The 20,823-nt window shown below is 46.1% G+C and carries 19 protein-coding genes; 7 read left to right on the top strand and 12 right to left on the bottom strand.

Translation table 11 applies throughout. The features are described from left to right. Window positions 1-19 precede the first annotated feature (19 nt). From cpdA to nudF, 3 genes are read right to left on the bottom strand one after another with little or no spacing between them, the layout of a single operon-like run. Window positions 20-844: a 3',5'-cyclic-AMP phosphodiesterase gene (gene cpdA, locus ACRRS0_RS04005; protein WP_432454511.1), complete on the bottom strand. Its 825-nt coding sequence runs from the start codon at window positions 842-844 to the stop codon at window positions 20-22. 20 nt (window positions 845-864) lie between these two features. Continuing rightward, entirely contained in the window at window positions 865-1,302 is a 438-nt protein-coding gene (locus ACRRS0_RS04000; RefSeq protein WP_432454512.1) for a DUF1249 domain-containing protein, read from the bottom strand. Further along, window positions 1,292-1,942 carry an ADP-ribose diphosphatase gene (gene nudF / locus ACRRS0_RS03995; RefSeq protein ID WP_432454513.1) on the bottom strand — a complete coding sequence of 217 codons (651 nt, stop codon included), beginning with the start codon at window positions 1,940-1,942 and terminating at the stop codon, window positions 1,292-1,294. Before nudF ends, ACRRS0_RS04000 begins: the two co-directional genes overlap by 11 nt. Before the next feature lie 248 nt (window positions 1,943-2,190). On the opposite strand from nudF, the gene tolC reads away from it, so the two are divergent. Further along, the gene (tolC, locus tag ACRRS0_RS03990) at window positions 2,191-3,516 is read left to right on the top strand and encodes an outer membrane channel protein TolC (RefSeq protein WP_432454514.1); all 1,326 of its coding nucleotides are present in this window, start codon (window positions 2,191-2,193) and stop codon (window positions 3,514-3,516) included. A 112-nt stretch (window positions 3,517-3,628) separates the two neighbouring features. On the opposite strand, the gene hldE is transcribed toward tolC, so the two are convergent. Beyond that, complete coding sequence (hldE, locus tag ACRRS0_RS03985; protein WP_432454515.1) at window positions 3,629-5,062, bottom strand: bifunctional D-glycero-beta-D-manno-heptose-7-phosphate kinase/D-glycero-beta-D-manno-heptose 1-phosphate adenylyltransferase HldE; 1,434 nt, start codon at window positions 5,060-5,062, stop codon at window positions 3,629-3,631. A gap of 118 nt (window positions 5,063-5,180) precedes the next feature. Between hldE and lpxL the strand changes: the two genes are divergently transcribed. Then, window positions 5,181-6,104, top strand: a complete 924-nt coding sequence (gene lpxL / locus ACRRS0_RS03980) for an LpxL/LpxP family Kdo(2)-lipid IV(A) lauroyl/palmitoleoyl acyltransferase (protein WP_432454516.1) — start codon at window positions 5,181-5,183, stop codon at window positions 6,102-6,104. On the opposite strand, the gene glnE is transcribed toward lpxL, so the two are convergent. Then, on the bottom strand, window positions 6,101-8,983 hold the full coding sequence (glnE, locus tag ACRRS0_RS03975) for a bifunctional [glutamate--ammonia ligase]-adenylyl-L-tyrosine phosphorylase/[glutamate--ammonia-ligase] adenylyltransferase (RefSeq protein ID WP_432454517.1): 2,883 nt from the start codon (window positions 8,981-8,983) through the stop codon (window positions 6,101-6,103). The genes lpxL and glnE overlap by 4 nt on opposite strands. 224 nt (window positions 8,984-9,207) lie before the next feature. Between glnE and ACRRS0_RS03970 the strand changes: the two genes are divergently transcribed. Next, window positions 9,208-9,963: a potassium channel family protein gene (locus ACRRS0_RS03970; RefSeq protein ID WP_432454518.1), complete on the top strand. Its 756-nt coding sequence runs from the start codon at window positions 9,208-9,210 to the stop codon at window positions 9,961-9,963. A gap of 45 nt (window positions 9,964-10,008) precedes the next feature. Here ACRRS0_RS03970 and ACRRS0_RS03965 read toward each other — a convergent pair whose 3' ends face one another. Together ACRRS0_RS03965 and ACRRS0_RS03960 are read right to left on the bottom strand one after the other, a co-directional pair. Continuing rightward, on the bottom strand, window positions 10,009-10,788 hold the full coding sequence (locus ACRRS0_RS03965) for a YdcF family protein (RefSeq protein ID WP_432454519.1): 780 nt from the start codon (window positions 10,786-10,788) through the stop codon (window positions 10,009-10,011). Window positions 10,789-10,793: 5 nt separating this feature from the next. Continuing rightward, a complete protein-coding gene (locus ACRRS0_RS03960; RefSeq protein ID WP_432454520.1) occupies window positions 10,794-12,281 on the bottom strand; it encodes a CYTH domain-containing protein in 1,488 nt (495 codons plus the stop codon). A 183-nt stretch (window positions 12,282-12,464) separates the two neighbouring features. On the opposite strand from ACRRS0_RS03960, the gene ACRRS0_RS03955 reads away from it, so the two are divergent. The 3 genes from ACRRS0_RS03955 to ACRRS0_RS03945 all read left to right on the top strand — a co-directional run bounded on the left by ACRRS0_RS03955 (window position 12,465) and on the right by ACRRS0_RS03945 (window position 15,159). Next, window positions 12,465-13,142: a TIGR00153 family protein gene (locus ACRRS0_RS03955; RefSeq protein WP_432454521.1), complete on the top strand. Its 678-nt coding sequence runs from the start codon at window positions 12,465-12,467 to the stop codon at window positions 13,140-13,142. Window positions 13,143-13,170: 28 nt separating this feature from the next. Next, window positions 13,171-14,436 (top strand): inorganic phosphate transporter, encoded by a 1,266-nt coding sequence (locus tag ACRRS0_RS03950; RefSeq protein ID WP_432454522.1) that lies wholly within the window; start codon window positions 13,171-13,173, stop codon window positions 14,434-14,436. A 111-nt stretch (window positions 14,437-14,547) separates the two neighbouring features. Further along, complete coding sequence (locus ACRRS0_RS03945) at window positions 14,548-15,159, top strand: TIGR04211 family SH3 domain-containing protein (RefSeq protein WP_432454523.1); 612 nt, start codon at window positions 14,548-14,550, stop codon at window positions 15,157-15,159. A 139-nt stretch (window positions 15,160-15,298) separates the two neighbouring features. Here ACRRS0_RS03945 and ACRRS0_RS03940 read toward each other — a convergent pair whose 3' ends face one another. Next, entirely contained in the window at window positions 15,299-16,096 is a 798-nt protein-coding gene (locus ACRRS0_RS03940; RefSeq protein ID WP_432454524.1) for a general secretion pathway protein GspB, read from the bottom strand. Continuing rightward, a complete protein-coding gene (locus ACRRS0_RS03935; RefSeq protein ID WP_432454525.1) occupies window positions 16,096-17,715 on the bottom strand; it encodes an AAA family ATPase in 1,620 nt (539 codons plus the stop codon). Before ACRRS0_RS03935 ends, ACRRS0_RS03940 begins: the two co-directional genes overlap by 1 nt. A 136-nt stretch (window positions 17,716-17,851) precedes the next feature. Here ACRRS0_RS03935 and ACRRS0_RS03930 point away from each other — a divergent pair, with 136 nt between their 5' ends. Next, window positions 17,852-19,105, top strand: a complete 1,254-nt coding sequence (locus ACRRS0_RS03930; RefSeq protein ID WP_432454526.1) for a multifunctional CCA addition/repair protein — start codon at window positions 17,852-17,854, stop codon at window positions 19,103-19,105. A 37-nt stretch (window positions 19,106-19,142) separates the two neighbouring features. Here the strand turns inward: ACRRS0_RS03930 and ACRRS0_RS03925 are convergent, their stop codons facing one another. Genes ACRRS0_RS03925 through folB form a run of 3 tightly spaced genes read right to left on the bottom strand, consistent with a single transcriptional unit; the run spans window position 19,143 to window position 20,818 of the window. After that, window positions 19,143-19,943 (bottom strand): undecaprenyl-diphosphate phosphatase, encoded by an 801-nt coding sequence (locus tag ACRRS0_RS03925; protein ID WP_432454527.1) that lies wholly within the window; start codon window positions 19,941-19,943, stop codon window positions 19,143-19,145. A gap of 21 nt (window positions 19,944-19,964) precedes the next feature. Then, window positions 19,965-20,453, bottom strand: a complete 489-nt coding sequence (gene folK, locus ACRRS0_RS03920) for a 2-amino-4-hydroxy-6-hydroxymethyldihydropteridine diphosphokinase (protein ID WP_432454528.1) — start codon at window positions 20,451-20,453, stop codon at window positions 19,965-19,967. Beyond that, the gene (gene folB / locus ACRRS0_RS03915; RefSeq protein ID WP_432454529.1) at window positions 20,453-20,818 is read right to left on the bottom strand and encodes a dihydroneopterin aldolase; all 366 of its coding nucleotides are present in this window, start codon (window positions 20,816-20,818) and stop codon (window positions 20,453-20,455) included. Before folB ends, folK begins: the two co-directional genes overlap by 1 nt. Between the last annotated feature and the right edge of the window lie 5 nt (window positions 20,819-20,823).

The raw sequence follows: 20,823 nt of genomic DNA, 5'->3' as shown, positions 1-20,823 counted from the left end.
AAACTGACGCTTGCTCCACTCAATAACCTTTAGATTTTGGATCCGGAAGAAAACTTCGCTCAGATAAACGACGTAAACGAGTGGCAATTCGCCCCTCTTTAGTTAACTGCAAGTAACGCCAGCCCGGTTGTTGGTGATCAAGAGCAAAATTTGCCGACAACGGTAAAAACTGAATACAAGTACTTGGTGTTGCAATATAAGCGATGCCATCAAACTGAAACTCATAGTTTTGATGCACATGACCAAAAATAACTCCTCGCACATTTGGATAGTTGGCGATCACAGCAAAAAAAGCATCTGCATTTTTCAAATTATGCTGATCTAACCACTTACTCCCCACAGGAATACTTTGATGATGCATTGCGATGAGTACATGTTTATCAGGATACTCAGCTAAAGCCTTGGCTAAGCGATCTAACTGTGACTGACTCAATGAACCATGCGGCTCTCCCGCCACTTGAGTATCTAACATGATGATTTGCCAATGTTCACTGACTAACTGCTTGGCGGTCAAAATCCCATGCTGTTCAAGCGTGTCCATGTTTCCTTGTAGATCATGATTCCCCGGCAACCAAAAGCAAGGCTTCTCTAACTGCGCAATTTTTTCAGCGAAACGTTGATAGGAACGTTTACTGTGATCTTGAGACAAATCGCCAGTGGCCAGAATGTAATCAAAGGGAATTTGGTCTTGTTGGATGTTCGACAACACAGCACTAAAACTGTCGCAAGTATTAACGCCTAGCAACCCGGTACGTTCATCAGCGAAAAGGTGGGTATCAGTCACTTGCAACAAATGCACACTGCCATCTTCTGCTGTATTAATATTTAATTTAGTAAATGCCACAATCTTTTCTTGGAGCTTGATTATTCAAACTCTACTTTCATCCGCTGTTTTAAACAAAATGCCAACCAGTCATTAAGAAACTGATTTATTTGATGCTTTTCGTCACGATGATGCATCTTTTTATTAGGATAATCATACCTTGGTTTTAGCTTATAAATCTGCTGACTAGCACACACTTCCGCCAAGCGCGCATCGTGATACAAGCGCACAATCAGCTGAGATCGTAAATACTGATGCGCTTGGCGACCAGTTTGTCTGATCTCATACAGCGAGGTATAACGCGTACGTTCTTTACACTCGAGCTGGTAGTCTTCACCAATTTGTGGCTGTAATCGTAGTGTCTGTCCACGGCTAAGCTCAGTCGGGAATAGGCGCATCAGCAAGACATAATTAGCAGCATAAAGCTGCATCAGTTGCTCAAGATTTACGCGATAACGACCAAGTTTTTTAGCCTGCATCTGCAACGCCATTATTTTGCCATTGCAGCAACACTTTCTGCAAATTTAGCTGCAACCATTGAATCGCAATTACAGCCGCAGCATTATCAATCAGGCCCGATTGTACCCATTCGAAGGCTTGTTCGCGACTTAAAACTTTCACCAATATGTCTTCATTTTCATTTTCCAATCCATGAACACCACCCGCTTGGCTTGCATCAACTTCACCGAGGTACAAATGAATGCGCTCACTTAAGCCTCCCGCGCCCGGTAAAAAACTATTACACGAAATCACTCGCTTCACCCTTAGCCCAGCTTCTTCTTCGGCTTCACGTACCGCAACATCCAATGGTGGTTGGTTACTATCAAGCATCCCGGCCACGATTTCCAATAACCAAGGACTGGCTCCAGTTTCGACCGCACCGATCCTAAATTGCTCAACTAAAACGACTTGGTCAAGTAGCGGATCAAAAAGCAAAATTGCTGCCGCATGACCTCGGTCTAACATTTCACGCTGAAACCACTGACTCCACCCCCCTTGGTACAAACGGTGACGCAAGGTGTAACGCTTTAATTTAAAGAAACCTTTATAGACATCCTCTACCGTCTGTATTTCCATGTCTTGATGAGAAAACTGACTCAGGTTTTTCAACTTAAGCATATGAATCTAGTCCCCTTTGTTTGGCGATTTAGTATATAATTTGCCGACTCTTAATGATCCAATGACAGATTGACTACAATCTATTATGATTTTTCTTAACTAAGTCTTAATCTAAAGTTAAAGCTGAGATAGACTAACATTTATTCGCAATATGTTAGCTGTTTAAGCCATATTGTTTAACTCCTAGAATTAATTTAACTCACTCCCGATAAACTTCGCACATCCAAGGCGAATAGAGGAAAGGCGAAATGAAGCTGAAAATGAAATCATTGATATTAGCTTGTACTTTTGGCTCGATAGCTTATCAAGCTCAAGCTGACGACTTATTGCAAATTTATCAATTAGCTCAAGAAAAAGATCCCGTCATCTTGCAAAGTAAATCGCAGCGTGACATCGCCTTTGAGAAAATAACTCAAACCCGAGCATCGCTACTCCCGCAAATCGGTTTTTCAGCGGGGGCAAAATATACCAATTCCGATAACAGCAGTATCGACAGTATCACCAATACCAATGCATCGGTAGGTTTAAGCCAGTCACTCTATTCCAGAACCAACTGGACCAGTTTAAGCATTTCAGAAAAAGATGCGACTCGGGTCGATGCCTTGTATGCCAACGATGTGCAAAATCTGATTATTCGAGTGAGCACCGCTTACTTTAACGTATTACGCGCCATCGATAATGTTAGTTTTGTACAAGCAAACAAGGCTGCTGTCGCTCGTCAACTAGAGCAAACTAAACAACGGTTTAATGTTGGCTTAACTGCGATTACCGACGTTCATGAAGCACAAGCCGAATATGACCGAACGCTTGCCGAAGAAATTCAAGCCAGTAATACCTTATCAAATAGTTACGAAGCCTTGCGCGAGTTAACTGGTTTAGAACATCGCCAACTCAATATTTTAAATACCGAACGCTTCGATCCCGCCGAACTAAATCAAAGCGCAAAGCACTGGTTAGAGCTTGCCAGCGATAAGAACCTTCAGTTGAACGCTCAGCGGATTGCCAAAGAAGTCTCTCAAGAGCAAATTAAATTGGCTCAAAGTGGTCATGCGCCAACCTTAGATTTAACCGCAGGTATTGGTTACGACAACAATAAATACGGGAATAGTATGACCGACAACGCTCAAGGTGGCAGTGCGAATTCGGGCAATATCGGTCTTGAATTCAACTGGCCGATCTACCAAGGTGGCAGTATTGACTCTCAGGTTAAACAAGCTCAATTTAGTTACATTGCAGCGTCTCAAGCCTTAGAGCAAACCTATCGTTCAGTACAAAGCACCGTAAACTCGGTGGTCAACAATGTCAGTGCGAGTATCGGCTCGGTAAAAGCCTTCGAGCAAACGGTTGTCTCATCTCAAAGCGCTCTGGAAGCCACCGAAGCAGGTTTTGAAGTGGGTACTCGAACCATCGTTGACGTACAAGATGCAACGCGTAATTTATACTCAGCAAAAAGTGATTTATCAAATGCTCGTTACGATTACATCTTAAATATGCTGTCGCTTAAACAAGCCGTAGGCACCCTAAATGAAGAAGACGTAGTATTGGTTAATTCCGGTTTAATGGCCGCTCAATAAATCCCCCAATGTCATGCATTCAATGTTAAAAACAGAGAGAATGCATGACCACGGAGAATTATTGGTTAATAAAAAAGGCGCCAGTGGCGCCTTTTTTAGACGATGATGCATACTAATCAATCTGATTCTGACGGATCGATTGAATAATCTCAGAGGTAGAGCAGCCCTCCTCAAAATTAAGCACTTTTACCTCGCCACCATTGGCAATCACTTCTTCACCACCCGCGATTTCCTCTGGTTTATAATCACCGCCTTTGACTAACAAATCCGGTAACAAACTAGCGATCAGCCGCTGTGGGGTATCTTCAGTAAAGTCAACCACCCAATCCACCGCCCCCAAACCAGCCAATACAGCCATCCGACGATCAACACTGTTCACAGGGCGTCCTTCACCTTTTAAGCGCTTCACTGAATGATCACTATTAACGGCAACGATTAAGCGATCACCTAAAGTACGAGCATGATTAAGATAAGATACGTGACCGGCATGTAAAATATCAAAGCAGCCATTCGTCATCACAACCTTTTCACCACGACGATGGGCAGCGTCTAAAGCTTGTTTTAACTGCTGTTCATTCAACACCCCAAAACCGGTTTCCTGGTGACCATATACTGCGTTGGCAAGTTCAATGGTCGACACCGTCGAGGTCCCTAACTTACCCACCACAATACCAGCGGCCACATTGGCTAAAGCGCAGGCATCTTCTAGGCTAGCACCCGCTGCAAGGGCACTGGCTAAAGTAGAAATAACCGTATCACCAGCACCCGTGACATCATAGACTTCTTGCGCTAAGGCGGCCAAATGCAAAGCATCTTGCCCCTTACGAATCAGGGTCATTCCGTGCTCACTGCGCGTCACCAGCAAGGCTTGCAAATCTAATTCATCAATTAATTGAAGACCTTTTTGAACGATCTCTACCTCATCTTTACAAGCACCAACCACTGTTTCAAATTCGGAGAAGTTAGGCGTAAGCAGCGTTGCGCCGCGATATTTATCAAAGGCACTGCCCTTAGGATCGACTAAAACCGGCACCTTCGCTTCACGCGCTAAGCCGATTAAATCACCAACCCGATTCAATGCACCTTTATTGTAATCGGATAATATCACCACTTGATGCTGGTTGATCTGTTGGGTAAAACGATCACGCAAGTCTTGGCTATCTACGTTATGAAAGCTCTCTTCAAAATCCAGACGGATCAACTGCTGATGACGGCTTAATACCCGCAATTTAGTAATCGTGGGATAATCAGCAAATTTACTGAACTGACAACTCACTCCCACTGCGGCTAGCTGATTTTCTAAGGCATGGCATGCCTCATCGTCACCACTCATGCCGAGTAAAGTTGAACTGGCACCCAAAGCGACCGCGTTTAAGGCGACATTCGCTGCACCACCAGGGCGCTCTTCAATTTGCTCAACTTTCACCACTGGAACTGGTGCCTCTGGAGATATTCGTCCAGTAGGTCCTTGCCAATATCGGTCTAACATCACGTCACCAACAACTAGCACCTTAGCTTGAGAAAACTCAGGGAGGGTTATTCGCATTACTCACTCTCATCGAAAATAAATTGCGAACAGTTTATCATAGTTAAAAATCTGGTCTGCGGCATAATTACCAGAATTCGGGTAAACTTGACTCACCAACTGAAGCAAAAAGAAAAACATGGCTGAAATATCTCCCCCCACACTCAACGCTGGCTCCTTTCACCCCCGAAATTGGGGGGCTTGGTTGTTAATTAGTTTCATGCTTGGTATTAGCCTGCTGCCCCATCGCCTGCAACATTACTTAGGCTTGGCGATTGGCCGCCTAGGAAAAAGACTACTCAAATCACGAGTGCATATCGCACGTCGAAACTTGCACATTTGTTTCCCAGAAAAATCTGCGGTGCAGCGTGAGCAATTGCTTGAACAATGCTTCACACATCTCGGACACTCGGTAGTTGATACCGCGAATGCTTGGTTTTGGCCCAAATGGCGCTTTGCCAAACATCTTCATTTTGAAGGTTTGGAACATTTAGAACAGGTGAGACAAAAACCAGGCGGCATTCTGCTGTTAAGTGCTCACTTCTGGACTTTAGAAAGCCATGCCAGAGCCTTTGGAGTCATTGATCCTGGTGTTGGTATCTATCGTCCGAATAAAAACCAAGTCTACGAGTATTTCCAATACCATGGACGAACCAGAGCCAATAAGTACCTGGTCGACCGAACCGATGTGCGAGGCATGATAAAAGCTTTAAAAAATGGGAATGCGGTTTGGTACGCCCCCGACCATGATTACGGAACCCACGCGGCTGTATTTGTGCCTCTTTTTGCTCAGCCAAACGCTGCTACCATTACCGGAACAGCCACCCTCGCTCGAGTCAAAAACGTACAGGTACTGATGAGTTACGCACTTCGAAACGCAGATGGCTCCATCACCTTGGTGATAGAACCCGCTATCGAAAATTATCCCACTGGTGACACTAAAGCCGATGCGCGCACGATTAATCAGGCCATAGAAAAAGCCATTTTACGCGCTCCCGAGCAGTACATGTGGATCCATCGTCGCTTTAAATCGCGCCCTGAGGGCGAACCCAGCGTCTACTAATCTACCTTTGGTGCTTGAGCGGCAAATAACTGTCGCCAGGTATCACAAACAACGCTCAGATCGAGGGTGAACTGAGCCTTTTCGACCAGCCGCGGTAATTCTTGTAAGGATTGACGATGCCCCTCGTCACGGATCTCTAAATAACAACGAGTCAATCCCTGTGCCTGCTGTTTGTCTAAGATCCCCAGCTGCGCGCAGCTTTCAAAAATCCGGACATTATCACTCCATCGACTCAGCTCAGGACAGCGATCGGTATACTGTAATACCAAATACTGCGCAATAAACTCAATATCAACCATCCCCCCAGCCGACTGCTTCAAATCGAATAAATCACTAGTTTCTCTACTCAAATGCTGGCGCATTTTATGCCGCATCTCCACCACTTGGGTGATGAGTTCTGTAGGTTCACGTTTGATCGACAAAATTTGATGGCGAACCTGTTCAAAACGTTGCCCTAAGTCACGATCACCATAAACCACTCGGGCTCGCACTAAGGCTTGGTGCTCCCAAGTCCAGGCTTCTTTCAGTTGATACTGCTCAAAAGCATCGATCGCCGATACCAACAAACCCGAAGCCCCCGATGGACGCAGACGCATATCGAGCTCATACAATACGCCAGAGGCGGTGCGGGTATTAAACAAGTGCATAATGCGTTGCGCTAATTTGAGATAAAACTGCTTACTATCGATTTGCTTCGGACCAGTGGTGTAGGTAGAGCTGTCACTGTTATGTAAAAAAACCAAATCTAGATCGGAGCTATAGCCAGTTTCGATGCCACCGATCTTGCCGTAGCCCACAACCGCAAAACCGCGTTGCTGTTGCTCAAGGTGTTCCGGGTAGCCATGGCGCTCCACAATTTGCGCCCAAGCATGTTCAACCACCGCATTTACAATTACTTCTGCAACCGCTGTTAAGTGATCACTTACTTTCATCAAAGGTAGCGCACCGGCGATATCCGCGGCGGTGATCCGCAACTGTTGTATTTGCTTGAACTGACGTAAGGCCTCCATTTGCTGTTCCATGTCATCGGCTGGGATCCGCAACATAAACTCGCGTAGCTGCTGGGCGTAGCTATCGGCACTGACCGGATTATATAACAACGCGGGATCAAGCAACTCATCCAGCAAGATCGGAAAGCTTGCCAACTTCTCGGCCAACATCGCGCTGCCAGCACACAAGCGCAACAGTTGATGCAAAGAGCCTGGATTTTCGGCTAATAATTCTAGATAAGCAGTACGGGACAAGATCCGCTCTAACAACACCATGACTCGGGGTAATACTAAGTTGGTTTTCGGATGCTCAAACAACTGTTGTAACAAGCTCGGCATCATCCGCTCTAAAGTTTGTCGACCCCGTTGACCAATTTGCCGATGCTCCACTGCATGCATAAAGTGATACATAGTTTCCACGCGTTGCTGCTGCTCCGCTTCAGCGCAAACATGTTTAGCCATGAGCGAGGCAAGCGCTTCGCGATCAGCACCACAATGCCACAGATCTTCGTAATCTTGGCTAGCTTGATGCTCATCACATTGTTCATCGCCAATGGCGCTTTGGAAACAGCCATTCACCTCGGCTAATAAAGCTTGTAGTTGCTGATAAAAATCAACCCAGGATGCTTCCCCCATCACCCATGCGATCCGCTGTTGATCAAGCTCGCTATCCGGCAGAGTCTGGGTTTGTTTATCATCAATTTGCTGTAAGATATTTTCTACCTGACGCAGATACAGATAATGCTTGGTAAGCAATTGCGTCTGCTCAAGACTCAACTCGCCGTACTCACTGAGTAAGCTCAAAGCCTTGAGCAATGAGCGCGTTTGCAGGACTGGTTCTCTTCCGCCACGGATCAATTGAAAAGTTTGCGCAATAAACTCAATCTCACGGATCCCTCCTGAGCCTAGTTTGATGTTATCACGTAAGCCCTTACGTCGAATTTCCGAGTTAATCATCGCCTTCATCGAGCGCAATGCTTGGATCGCACTAAAATCTATATAACGACGATACACATAAGGTTTTAGCATGGCTTGAATGGCTTGGTCATAACGCAAATCCTGGTTAATCACCCGCGCTTTCACCATCGCATAGCGTTCCCAATCACGACCATGATGCTGATAGTAATCTTCAAAGGCGGCATAGCTTACCGCCAAGGGACCCGACTCACCAAAAGGACGCAGCCGCATATCCACGCGAAATACAAAACCGTCAACGGTCGGTTGATCGATTAGTTGAATTAGACGCTGGCCCATACGAATAAAAAATTGCTGATTAGCAATGCTTCGCCGCCCACCTTGAGTTTCGCCATTTTCTGGAAAACAAAAAATCAAATCGATATCAGAGGAGAAGTTAAGCTCGCGTCCCCCTAACTTGCCCATGCCTATCACCACCAAGGCTTGAGCATTGCCAGCGCTATCCATCGGCGTCCCAGATTCAGCACAACAACGCGAATATAGCCATTGATTCGCACAGTCAACACAGCTGTCGGCCAGCGCCGATACTTGCGCAAAGCTGTCGGTAACCGCTTGGCCTTGGGTTAAATCTCGCCAGGCGATCAACACCATTTGCTGGCGACGAAACCGCCGTAATACTTTCTTGGCAGCATCATCATTTTGTTGTTCGGCTAATTGAGCAGTCAGTTGCTCACGTAGCTGCGTCTCTGTTAACACCTGGCTTAGCAGCTGCTGTTGCCAAATATCGAGCAGCAAAGAAGGCTGAGCAATACAACTATCGGCAATAAAGTCACTCACCGCGAAGGCCTGTTGCGACTGTTGCTGCTGGTACTCGCTGAGTTCAGTGTTTAGTCTGGGTTCCAAGGCGACCACTCGCTCCCATGACTGGGCAGCGAAAGATAAAAGTTGTTGTTGCAGAGGGAGAGCATTTGACATAGTTAGCAGCACCACAGCTGAGAAATTAAATGAATCTGAACATGAAAACTATTGAAGTTCAAGCATCCACTAGCCGATATTCAGACGCCACCACTACACTCCAAATATGCCTTATTTATCACAAAACTGTTTGATATATCAGTATTTACCCCGCAATACTGAAAATCTTTAAAACTCAGGTATAGTGCTTGTATATCGCTCAGTACTCGCTGCAGGATGCGCTGATGAAAACCAATATAAACGCCTTCGACTTGGTCATGATGTTACTGTCCATTATCGCCATTGGCATTGTCAGTAGTTTGTATTTTTATCCTAGTGATTCACAACTACACGCGTTGTTAGTCACTTTGGATACCTTAATCTGCTGTGTTTTCATCACCCACTTTTTTAGTCGCATGTTACGTAGCCATACACCAATGCACTACCTAAGCCACCATTGGATCGACTTATTTGCCAGTATTCCATTGATTGAACCGCTGCGTTTCCTGCGGTTTATTCATGCGGTGAAGCTAATTAAAGCCATCTCGGTACAGCAACACTTACTTAAAAGACTCAAACATAGAAGAGTTGAAGCAACTTTAGCCGCCATATTACTGGTCCTCCTGATCATTGTGTTACTTGGTTCGATTGGCATCTTAATCGCCGAGGGAAGTGAGTCTGGCGGGCAAATTCACAGCTCTGGAGAAGCTCTTTGGTGGGCAATTGTTACCATTTCTACGGTCGGTTATGGTGACTTTGTGCCAGTCACTGACGCCGGACGAGTCATCGCTAGTGTGATGATTTTAACTGGTGTCGGTTTTTTTGGTGCCATCTCCGGTTTAATGTCGGCCATGCTACTACGTGATGAAACCGCCAAAGAAACTGAGCTCGTGCGTTTTATGCAACAGCATCATGCCAATCAAAAAACCATGCAGCAACAACTACAACAAATCGAGCAACAGTTACACCAGCTACAGCAAAAGCAACATCCCAAAGACTAATCGAGCAATGATCTGAGTTCAAATAACTCCTGTCCAAAGCTTAATTTATTCGGAAGAACTCAAACTGACCCGAGCACGCAACCATAGATTCGCCAACGCTTCATAAATTGCAGTATCCGCCTTGGCAATATTACTGAACTTCGGGATAAAGGCTCGCCAACTGAGTGGCGCTTGCCAATTACGCACCTGATAATAACTTGGTGCGGCAGTCACTTTTAACCCTTGCTGCTGAAATAACCACATCGCTCTTGGCATATGCGCAGCTTGTGTCACCAGTACGATGTTTTTTCCACGATAGCTACCTGCCGCCGTTTGCGCTTCTGCTGCCGTATTTAAGTTATGGTAGCTACGTAACAGATGTGAGTCCGGGACACCTAAGGATATCGCCAATTTGGCCAACATATCGGCATGCTCCACGCCACTGGCTTCTACATCCCCGCCCGAGAGCAATATTTGACTCTCTGGATGCTGTCTCCATAAGCGAATAGCCTCCACCAGCTTTACCGTAGCGCAGGGTAAAACTTGGCTAGAGAGTGGTTGTGTTTTATCCACGTAATGCAAACAACCCAAGACCACAATCAGGTCCGTATCGGCGGGTAATACATGCATCGCCGGATATTGTGTTTCAAAAAACCGTAGCATTTTACCGCTCAACGGACCAAGACTGAAAACCAGCGCCAACAACAAGGAAATAAAAACTAAACTTTTCGCCAGGTAAGCTCGGCCAAGTAACCAACAGATCGCCGCCAACAACAATAATAGCCATAGCAAAGTGCTGGGTATAAACAGACTGATCAATAACTTACTAAACAAAAAGCTACTCACCAAAACTACCAATAAACCGTTTGTTGCAAGGCTTGTTGGCGAGAGAACGTTAAAGCATCTAATAACGATTGCTCTTTTCGGCTGACCCATTTTTCGATCGTTTGCTGTAACTCCGGCTCCAAATCATCAAACAGGGCCCGCAAGGGTTTATACAAACTCAACTCTTCAATCCCCGACAAAATATCCATCCATGGCAATCGAAATTCTTGTCGAGCGCTCTCATCAAATAATTCCCCAACACAGATCCCCACCAGCAAATTCCGTCTTAATTTGGTGGCTTGCTTAATGTACACATCGGCATCCACTTCAGGTAATGCGAGATCAGAGTTGCGCAAATGAGTCCAACTGGTCGCTAACAATTGTTGAGCGACTTGGCGAATATCTAAGGCTTGCACCGTTGGACTATTTTGCCATTCTGCCAAATACAACCAGCGAGTGATTTTTAACATCAAACGACAATAGCGCGGGCTGTGCATTAACTGGTGGATTTGTTCCACTTGGGGTAAGGCATTTTGTTGCTGTTGTAAGGACTTTAATAGAGAGCGCTGCTGAGGCAGCTTTTTAATTAAAACACCGCGTTCTGCGGTCAGTCGGGATAAACTATGGGCCTGATTAAGCCAGCTAAACTGTTGGCGTAACCAACGCAGCTCACTCAACCAAGAACAAGCAACCAAGTCTAACTCACTAAACATCTTACAAGCCTGAACCAACATTTGGACGCCCATCGACACCTGTTCTAAGACCTCAAGCTGGGGATTATCTAAAAACAGCTGTTCATGATACTGCCAATGCCCTAAGGCCGTAGAAAAGATACGAGTCAAACACTCGGCACCGTGGGGGGCATCACTCAACTTAACCGGAAGTAAATGTTTAAGCGTTTCGCGATGACCCGCAGCTAACCGATAACCACGCTTCGCTTTGCTTATATTAGCTAAACGTAAACCGTCAATCTCGGCGATATCACTAGCCAATTCAAATAACTGAGTCACATCACCTTTGACTAATTCCAATTCAATTTCGCAAATCGCTTCCCGTTCGGTATTAGCAATTAACCAACCTTGATCAAAGGCCACCTCAACTAAGGTATCGTTGGCCAAGTCGAGTAACCACGTTTGCCGGTCAAAAACGGTACTAAATAAGGGGACTAACTGCTGTTCTATTTGTGCTAAATCTGCACCTTGAGGCCATTCAATTTGATTAAACAACGCCAATTGCGGCTGTTTAGTCGGCACCAGCGAATTATACTCTGGTCGTTGATGTAAACCGCCAACCACCACCCCATCGGTTTTTAAGGTTTGCACATCTGCACCATCACCGCTGCGAATTCGGAGCCCCATGCCCCAACGCATTAGTTGGCGATCTGGAGTATCAAAATAGATACTGGTTAGCGGCTTTATTTCCGTTTGCAGCACACTATAATGACACAGTCGTTCGAACAACTCTGAGGCACAATGAGGTGCCGCTAACAGCTTGATTTCAATTTCATTGTTCATGGTTTATCCATGCTTGCTGACGCAGCGCCCGGCTCTCCTGTTGGGATTTTGAACAAATTTTTTTGATTTATCTCAATTAAAACGTACTAAAATTGCAGATAAAAGCTTGCAACTAAGCTAGTCTACGTTACCATGCGCCTCGCAAAAAATATATCCTTTGCATAGCTAATTGGAACAGAGATTATGTCTGGAAATACAATTCTTGGTTTGTTTGCTAAATCGCCAATTAAACCATTACAAGAACATATCAATGTAGTACATGAGTGTTGTGAAGGTTTAGTACCTTTTTTCGACGCTGTACTAAAAAAAGATTGGAAAACTGCCGCTAAGCGTCGCGTAATCATCTCTGAATTAGAGAAAGAAGCGGATCGAATGAAACGAGATATTCGATTAAATCTTACCGGTGGACTTTTCATGCCAATTGAACGTTCCGACGTTCTCGAACTGTTGACTCATCAGGACAGAATAGCCAACAAAGCAAAAGATATTTCAGGCCGTATGCTTGGGCGAAAAATGGAGTTACCACCGAAGCTGGCGGAAATGTTCATGGAGTATCTGCAACGCTGTTTAGATGCCACCGCGATGGCTAAAGCGGTGATTAATGAATTAGAAGACTTACTCGAAACCGGTTTTAAAGGCCGTGAAGTCAATGTCGTGAAAGACATGGTTGAGAAACTCGATCTCATCGAAGACGAAACCGACGGACAACAGCGCAAAATCCGTAGAAAACTACAAAAATTAGAGAAAAAACTCGATCCCATCGACGCAATGTTCCTCTACTTCATCATTGAAGCCATTGGCGAACTCGCCGATCAGGCACAACGTGTTGGCGCACGTTTAGAACTGATGATCTATCGCTAAAAAATAAGAAATCACTTAGGTAACTCCAATGGAAATTCTTGCAACTTACGGCACCACGCTGGTTATCATCGCGGCTGTCTTCGGCTTTGTGATGGCTTGGGGTATTGGCGCGAATGATGTCGCCAACGCCATGGGCACATCGGTCGGCTCTAACGCTATCACGATTAAGCAAGCAATCATCATCGCGATGATTTTCGAATTCGCCGGTGCTTATTTGGCTGGCGGCGCGGTCACCAACACGGTTCGTAAAGGGATCATTGATTCAGGAGCTTTCACCCAAACACCAGAGTTACTGGTATTTGGCATGATTGCCGCGTTATTGGCGGCAGGAACCTGGCTATTAATCGCCTCCTATAACGGATGGCCTGTTTCTACCACCCACTCTATCATTGGCGCAATCGTTGGTTTTGCCGCGGTGGGCGTAGGTACCGAGGCCGTAGAATGGGGCAAAGTATCCAGCATTGTCGGCAGCTGGATTATTACCCCTGCAATATCCGGCATAGTCGCCTATTTCATTTTTATGAGCGCACAAAAGCTCATCTTTGAGAATGAAAACCCACTGGCAGCAGCCAAACGCTACGTGCCCGGCTACATGTTCTTAGCTGGGTTTATGATGGCCTTAGTGACCATCAAGAAAGGATTAAAGCACGTCGGCTTGGAAATGAGTTCGACCGAAGGCTACCTCTGGGCAATCGCCGTTGGTTTAGTGGTTGCAATCGTCGGTAAATACATCATTACTCGTCTGAAAATCGACCCGAAGGCCGACCGTCAAATGCACTACACCAACGTAGAGAGGGTATTTGCGGTACTAATGGTTATCACGGCTTGCTGCATGGCGTTTGCCCATGGCTCAAATGATGTGGCAAATGCAATTGGACCATTGGCCGCAGTGGTGAGCGTCGTTCACAACAACGGGGAAATCACAGGCAAGGCGGCACTCGCTTGGTGGATCCTACCGCTTGGTGGCTTGGGTATTGTTGCTGGTTTAGCCTTATTTGGTCACCGCGTAATCGCGACAATTGGTAAGGGCATTACCGAGCTCACACCAAGTCGTGGTTTTGCTGCCGAACTCGCAGCAGCGACTACCGTGGTGATTGCTTCGGGTACAGGTTTGCCCATTTCAACAACACAAACACTAGTTGGCGCGGTGTTGGGTGTCGGTATGGCGCGTGGTATTGCCGCACTTAATTTAGGCGTGGTGCGTAACATTGTCGTCTCGTGGGTGATCACCCTGCCAGCGGGCGCTTTGTTGTCCATCGTGTTCTACTATATTTTATTGGGTATTTTTGGTTAATTAACCTTAATCAAGCTAACTTTTACTCACAATAACAACGTTGTTGGTTGAGACTGACAACGTTGTTTCGTACACTAACGGCGAATACAATCAAATCCGAAGAGATATGCCGTGATCCTCAGAAACTTATCCGCAGCTTTTTTATTGCTCGCCCTCACTTCGCCAGCCATCGCTCAAACTCGTTATATATCGGATGACTTGTTCATTTTCATGCATTCCGGGCCCAGCAATCAATTTCGAATTTTAGGTAGCGTAAACGCCGGCACTAAAATTAACCAAATTGGCTACGATGCAGAACATAAATACGCCAAAGTCGTCCTCGACAATGGTCGTGAAGGTTGGGTTGACTCCAAATACCTAAACTCGAAACCTGGTCTTGCATACCAATTAGAACAAATTAAAGCGCAGCTCAAACTTAGCGAAAGCAAGTTCAAGCAGCAGCTAGAAAGCAGTGAAAGCAATTCTGCTGGACAACTTATCAAGCTCGAATCTCAGCAACAACAAATCGAGCAATTACAGTTAACCAACGACCAACTGAATGAGCAACTCAGTCAAATCAGCAAACAAAACATTAATCTTCAAGCTGAACTTGACGCCATTGACGAAGCGGTGCAGATGCAATGGTTTATGCGTGGCGCGGGCGTTGCCGGTATCGGTCTAATTTTAGGTTTATTATTGCCGATGATCCCTCGTCGCAAAAAACGAGACCAACAATGGATGTAGGTTTAACCATTAAAAAGGGCGCTTAAAGCGCCCTTTTTGATTTAAACAACTCAGTGCATTGTTATTTCACTAATTAAACTCGTCGGTTTATCGATGAGCGCCGAAAACTTAGGTTTATCCGCAAACCATCGACCAAAACTTATCCCCAGTCGACCAAGGCTTTTAAACGGCAAAGATTTCCGGCCACCCGCAGTACAATATCGTTGAGGCGGATAGCAACCAGCTCAATACGATTGGTCAGTAAATCGCCTTCAAACAACTGTTGCTCATTCAAGGTCACATGACGCCGAGCCGGATCGGATGAAAAGACATGAGATTTAAAAGTAATCGCCGGCACCAAGGCTTGTAACTCGGGTGACAGTTCCGCCAGTAGCGGCGCATCATCATAAACCGCGGTTGACTGCTGCTCTTGCCAGTTCAAGGACTCTGTCGCTTGAACCGCTTGCGCAAAGCGCTGTTCCAAACTGAGATCAGACTTCAAATTTGTCGGCTGAGCGGGCTTATACTCGGTCGAAGCCGTTGGCGACGATTCAACAACCGGCTTAAAATCCTTATCTTCTTGAGCAATTAACCGTTTGCTAGTGTTAGCGATTAAGTCGGCATACTGCGCCTGACGCATCGCCAATAAGTCGACTCGCTCTAAATCTTTGAAATCGGGCAAGGGATTTAATTCAAAAGGCGCCAGCCGAGGCTTCTGTGGCTCCGCAAATACTGGTGCTGGTGCTGGCGCTGCCACATCCGCCACGATAGGCGGAGCGCTGCCAGACCGAGGAACAACTTGTAGCTTTTGCCACCACCACAAGCCAGCAAACAGCAAAACAAGCGTCAACAAGACACAAAATAGTGCGAACCATAAGCGATTGTTGGGCGACGTTGGGACTAACGCCGCCATCGCGCCTTGTTGACTACGGCGTTGCGCCGCCAAGATACTAGACACTAATTCAACTCCTGCAAACGTGGTTGATCAACATATATCTGTTGATTCAAATGTAACAGTGTAAATACACCGGCAATGCCATCCGCGGTGAGATGATTCTGACGCTGATATTGTTTCACTTGCTGACTCAGTTGGCGATCATATTTGAAGATCTGCCGTGACCGCTTACCTTGAATTAGCGATAGGCTCTGTTCTAACCAATGCACCGCTTCCCCCTGACTGCCCAGCTTTAATACTCCATCAAAGCCTTTCGGTTGCTGCCACAGGACCTGAAACTCACCATTCCAGCGTTGCTGCAACCAAGCTTGATCCACCATCATAGAACGCTCTCCCAACCATAATTCAAGTTGTGGCCCCCAATGTCGCAGCACAGCATAAAAAGGTTCACCTTGGTCTTCTAGCTTTAACACCGCAGGTAAATTAACTTCACGTAACATCTGCTCCCCGCCATTAAGAGACAAACAATATAAATCAACGCTTGTAATCAAGTCACAACTGGCTTGAGAGGCAGGTGCATCATAACCCCACGCGCGTAATAGCAGCTGCCATGCACGTGGCGGTAAACGGCTACTACTGCGTAGCTGTTGCCATTCGTCTGCTTGTTGCTCCGCGGCAGTGACACTGGGCGCCACAACAGCAGCGACAGGCACACTCAACTGCGGTTCAACAAGAGCCCGTTGTTGGGGAAGCGAGTCCGCGATAACAGAGCCAAGCATTGGCCAATGTTGATACACATAACCCGCCCCTAACAATACAACACCTAACATCGCACCACTGAACAAGTAAGCAAGATTAAGCTGTCGAGGCGGTTCATTTAAGGCTACTTCTTCAATCGCTTGCCTTAAAGCAGCTTTATCCACCTGTAGCTTATTGCCAGCATAGGCGGCCAACAGCGCGCGATCACAAAGCAAATTAATCACCCGAGGGATCCCTTCTGCGGCCTTAAATACCTGCTTCACTACAACATCAGAAAACAAAGGCCGCTCACAACCCGCCACCTGTAAACGATGCATGATATAGGCTTTAACTTCATTCACCGTTAATGGCAACAAGTGATAACGAGCAGTGATTCGTTGCGCCAATTGGCGTAAAATTGGCTGCTTTAATTTTTGCTGTAACTCCGGCTGACCAATCAATACCACCCGCAATAACTTACGGGTATCGGTCTCAAAGTTGGTTAATAAACGAAGCTGTTCTAATACCGCTACCGAAAGATGCTGAGCTTCATCGATCAACAGCATGGTATTCCCACCAGCAGCATGGTTTTCTAACAAACGCTGACGGATCGCGTCTCCTAACTGTTTAACACTCATCTTATCGCTGTCGTAAGGGATGCTCAGCTCGTCACATACCGTGGCCAATAGCTCTATTTCTGTGAGTGTGGGATTGAGTACAAAAGCAACTTTGGTTGTTGCGGGTAGTTGTTTTAGTAAAGCACGCGACACCGTGGTTTTACCGGTACCAACTTCACCAGTGAGTAGCACAAACCCCCCCGTTTCGCCTAAACCAAAACTCAGATGAGCTAAGGCCTCTTTATGCCGTTCACTCATAAATAAAAATTCAGGATTTGGCGCTATCGAAAAAGGAGTCTCCTTTAAACCAAAATAATCCAAGTACATTAAATCGCTATCCTTTCACCGACCATGGCCTACCGATGTTTTCACTCGGTGGCAATCCAAGCCCAATTGAGCGTTGATAGGTGTATAATACCCTCGCGCAAGCCGTTTGTGCATAGAGAATAACAAGGAGTGATAAGTGGAAACCTATTTGGTAGGAGGAGCAGTCAGAGATAAACTACTCGGCTTGAAGGTGAAAGACCGCGACCATGTGGTTGTCGGTGCCTCTCCAGACCTAATGCTTCAACTCGGCTATACCCAAGTTGGCAAGGATTTCCCCGTATTTATTCATCCGCACTCCCGTGAAGAATATGCCTTAGCACGCACCGAACGCAAACAAGGAAAGGGTTATACTGGTTTTAGCTGCGATGCAAGCCCTACCGTCAGTTTAGAAAACGATTTATTACGTCGTGATTTAACCATTAACGCCATCGCCATGAGTGAAGACGGCAAGCTCATCGACCCCTATGGGGGTCAGGCCGATCTGCAAGCAAAGCAATTGCGTCATGTTTCTCCAGCTTTTGTTGAAGATCCACTTCGGGTACTCCGGGTCGCTCGCTTCGCCGCACGTTTACACCCCTTAGGGTTTAGCGTGGCAGAATCTACCATGACCCTAATGCGCGAAATAGCCCATTCCGGAGAGTTATCCAGTTTAACCCCAGAGCGGATCTGGAAAGAGCTCGAAAAAGCCCTCGCCTGCGAAGCGCCTCAGGTGTTCTTCGAAGTTTTAAAACAAGCCGATGCCTTAAACCTATTATTTCCAGAACTGGCAGCTTTATTCGGCGTACCAGCTCGCCCCGAGTGGCATCCAGAAATTGACTCTGGCATTCATACGCTCATGGTTATCGAACAGAGTGCACGACTCGGATATCACAACGAAGTACGCTTTGCCTGTTTATGTCACGACTATGGTAAAGCACTCACGCCAGCAGAAACTCTACCCTCTCACCCAGGACATGGGCCGAAAGGACTAAAACTAATTAAACAGTTTTGCCAACGCCTCAAGGTGCCCAATCACTACCGAGACCTTGCTTTTCTGGTGGCCGAATATCACATCACCATTCACAGCGCTTTAGAGTTACGCCCAGAAACAGTGCTAAAATTATTTGACCGCTGCGATGCTTGGCGCAAACCAGAACGCTTTCGACAAATATTGGAAGCGGGAGTCGCCGATATTAAAGGTCGTTTGGGTTTTGAAAACTACCCTTACCCAGCCTACGACTATCTGTTACATCAGCTCGAAACCGCCAACAGCGTCGACGTACAAGCCATCGTTCAAGCTGGCTATCAGGGCGCTGCCATTCGCGAGCAATTACAAACACAGCGAATTGCGCTGATTAAACAACAAAAACAAGCGTACTTGGACGGAGCAGCGCAATCAGACGAGAATTAATCTACGTCCAACTGCCCTAAAACGTGCGCTTTTCGACCTAAGACCAGGCCAAGAAAGCAAACAAGCCCACGCCAAGTATCATCCGGTAAATCACGAAGGGTTTCATGCCGACCCGATTCACCCACTTAATGAAAAAGTGAATACATGAATAGGCGCTAACAAAGGCCACTAAAATCCCCAACGACATCGCCGACCAATCAATCGCCACAGGAGTCTCGACCATGTCTTTTGCCATTAGTGTGCAAGCACCAATAATGACAGGGATCGACATCAGAAAAGAAAAACGAGCGGCGGCTTCACGGCTTAGACCTAACATTAGACCCGCAGTGATGGTAATGCCGCTACGTGAGGTACCAGGAATAATCGCAATGGCTTGAGCAACACCAACAAACAAGGCTTGTTTCCAACCGATATGGTATTCATTTTTAATTAATTTCGCCTGCGAATCGGCCCACCATAACAAAGCGCCAAAAATCAGGGTGGTACTGGCAATCACGTAAGCTGATCGTGAATACTCTTCAATCAGCGACTTAAACAGGCCGCCAAAAATAATCGCAGGAATAGTCGCTAAAATAATTAACCAAGCAAGTATCGCTTCGGGGCTACGTTTACCAGTAAAAGAAGCCAGCCAGGCGCCTAACATCGCCCAAACTTCTTTACGAAAGTAACCCAATACTGCAAACAAGCTGCCGACATGTACCGCAACATCGAAGGCGATGCCTTGATCGGCCCAGCCCAAAATTTGTGAGGGCAAAATCAAATGAGCGGAGCTAGAAATCGGTAAAAATTCTGTTAAACCCTGGATCAACGCCAACATAATGGTTTCAAAGGGACTCATTTACGCTTCCTTATCTAAAAACTAAAGGTCTAAAGTGTCAACTCGAGTCAGCACTTGACGACTATGATCAAAATCTTGCCATAGTTGTATGAAAGTTTGGTTTACCGTAGGGTGCAGCATTGAACCAGCAATATCCGCAAGAGGCTTTAATACAAAAGCACTCTTGGTTATTTCGGCTCTGGGTAGTTTACAAGGCGTGTCTACCACTAGTTGGTTATATAACAGAATATCGATATCGAGGGTTCGTGACGAGTACTTTTGTGCATCCATGGCGCGACCATGTTCAAACTCAATCCGTTTTATTGCCTCAAATACGGCCTGTAAAGACAAGGGACTAGAAAATTTTGCCACTAAATTATAAAAAGCCGGACCATTGAAACCAAGGGCTGCACTTTCATACACCGGGCTTAACTGCAACTCACCAAATCGCTCTTTTAGAGCAAGTACACCTGCACGAATATAATATTCACGCTCAATATTACTGCCTATCCCCACAAAAATATTGGCCATTATTGAGCATAACCTTCTCGGCTACGCTCAATTTGCACCCCGACACTACTAGCAAAAGGCACTGCACCTGGCTTATTAATGGTGACTTTAAGCCAAGGCACTGCATATTGCTGGATCAGCAAATCGGCTACTTTTTCGGCGACGGTTTCCACCAATTCGTGGGCTTCGCCTCCCACTAAATTGCTCACAGCTTGACTCACCGATGCATAATCTAAGGCTAAGCTTAAGTCATCACCAGCCGCCGCAGGACGGTTATCCCAAGCCATTTCCAAATCAATCAGTAACTTCTGTTTAATTTGTTTTTCCCACTCATAGGCACCAATGGTTGCCAATACCGTGAGCTGTTTAATAAATACTTTATCCATTATTT

Source organism: Agarivorans sp. QJM3NY_29, assembly GCF_050870835.2.
Taxonomy (GTDB): Bacteria; Pseudomonadota; Gammaproteobacteria; order Enterobacterales; family Celerinatantimonadaceae; genus Agarivorans.
Note: the sequence above shows the minus strand (reverse complement) of the source record. Positions and strands in the feature narration are given on the sequence as shown.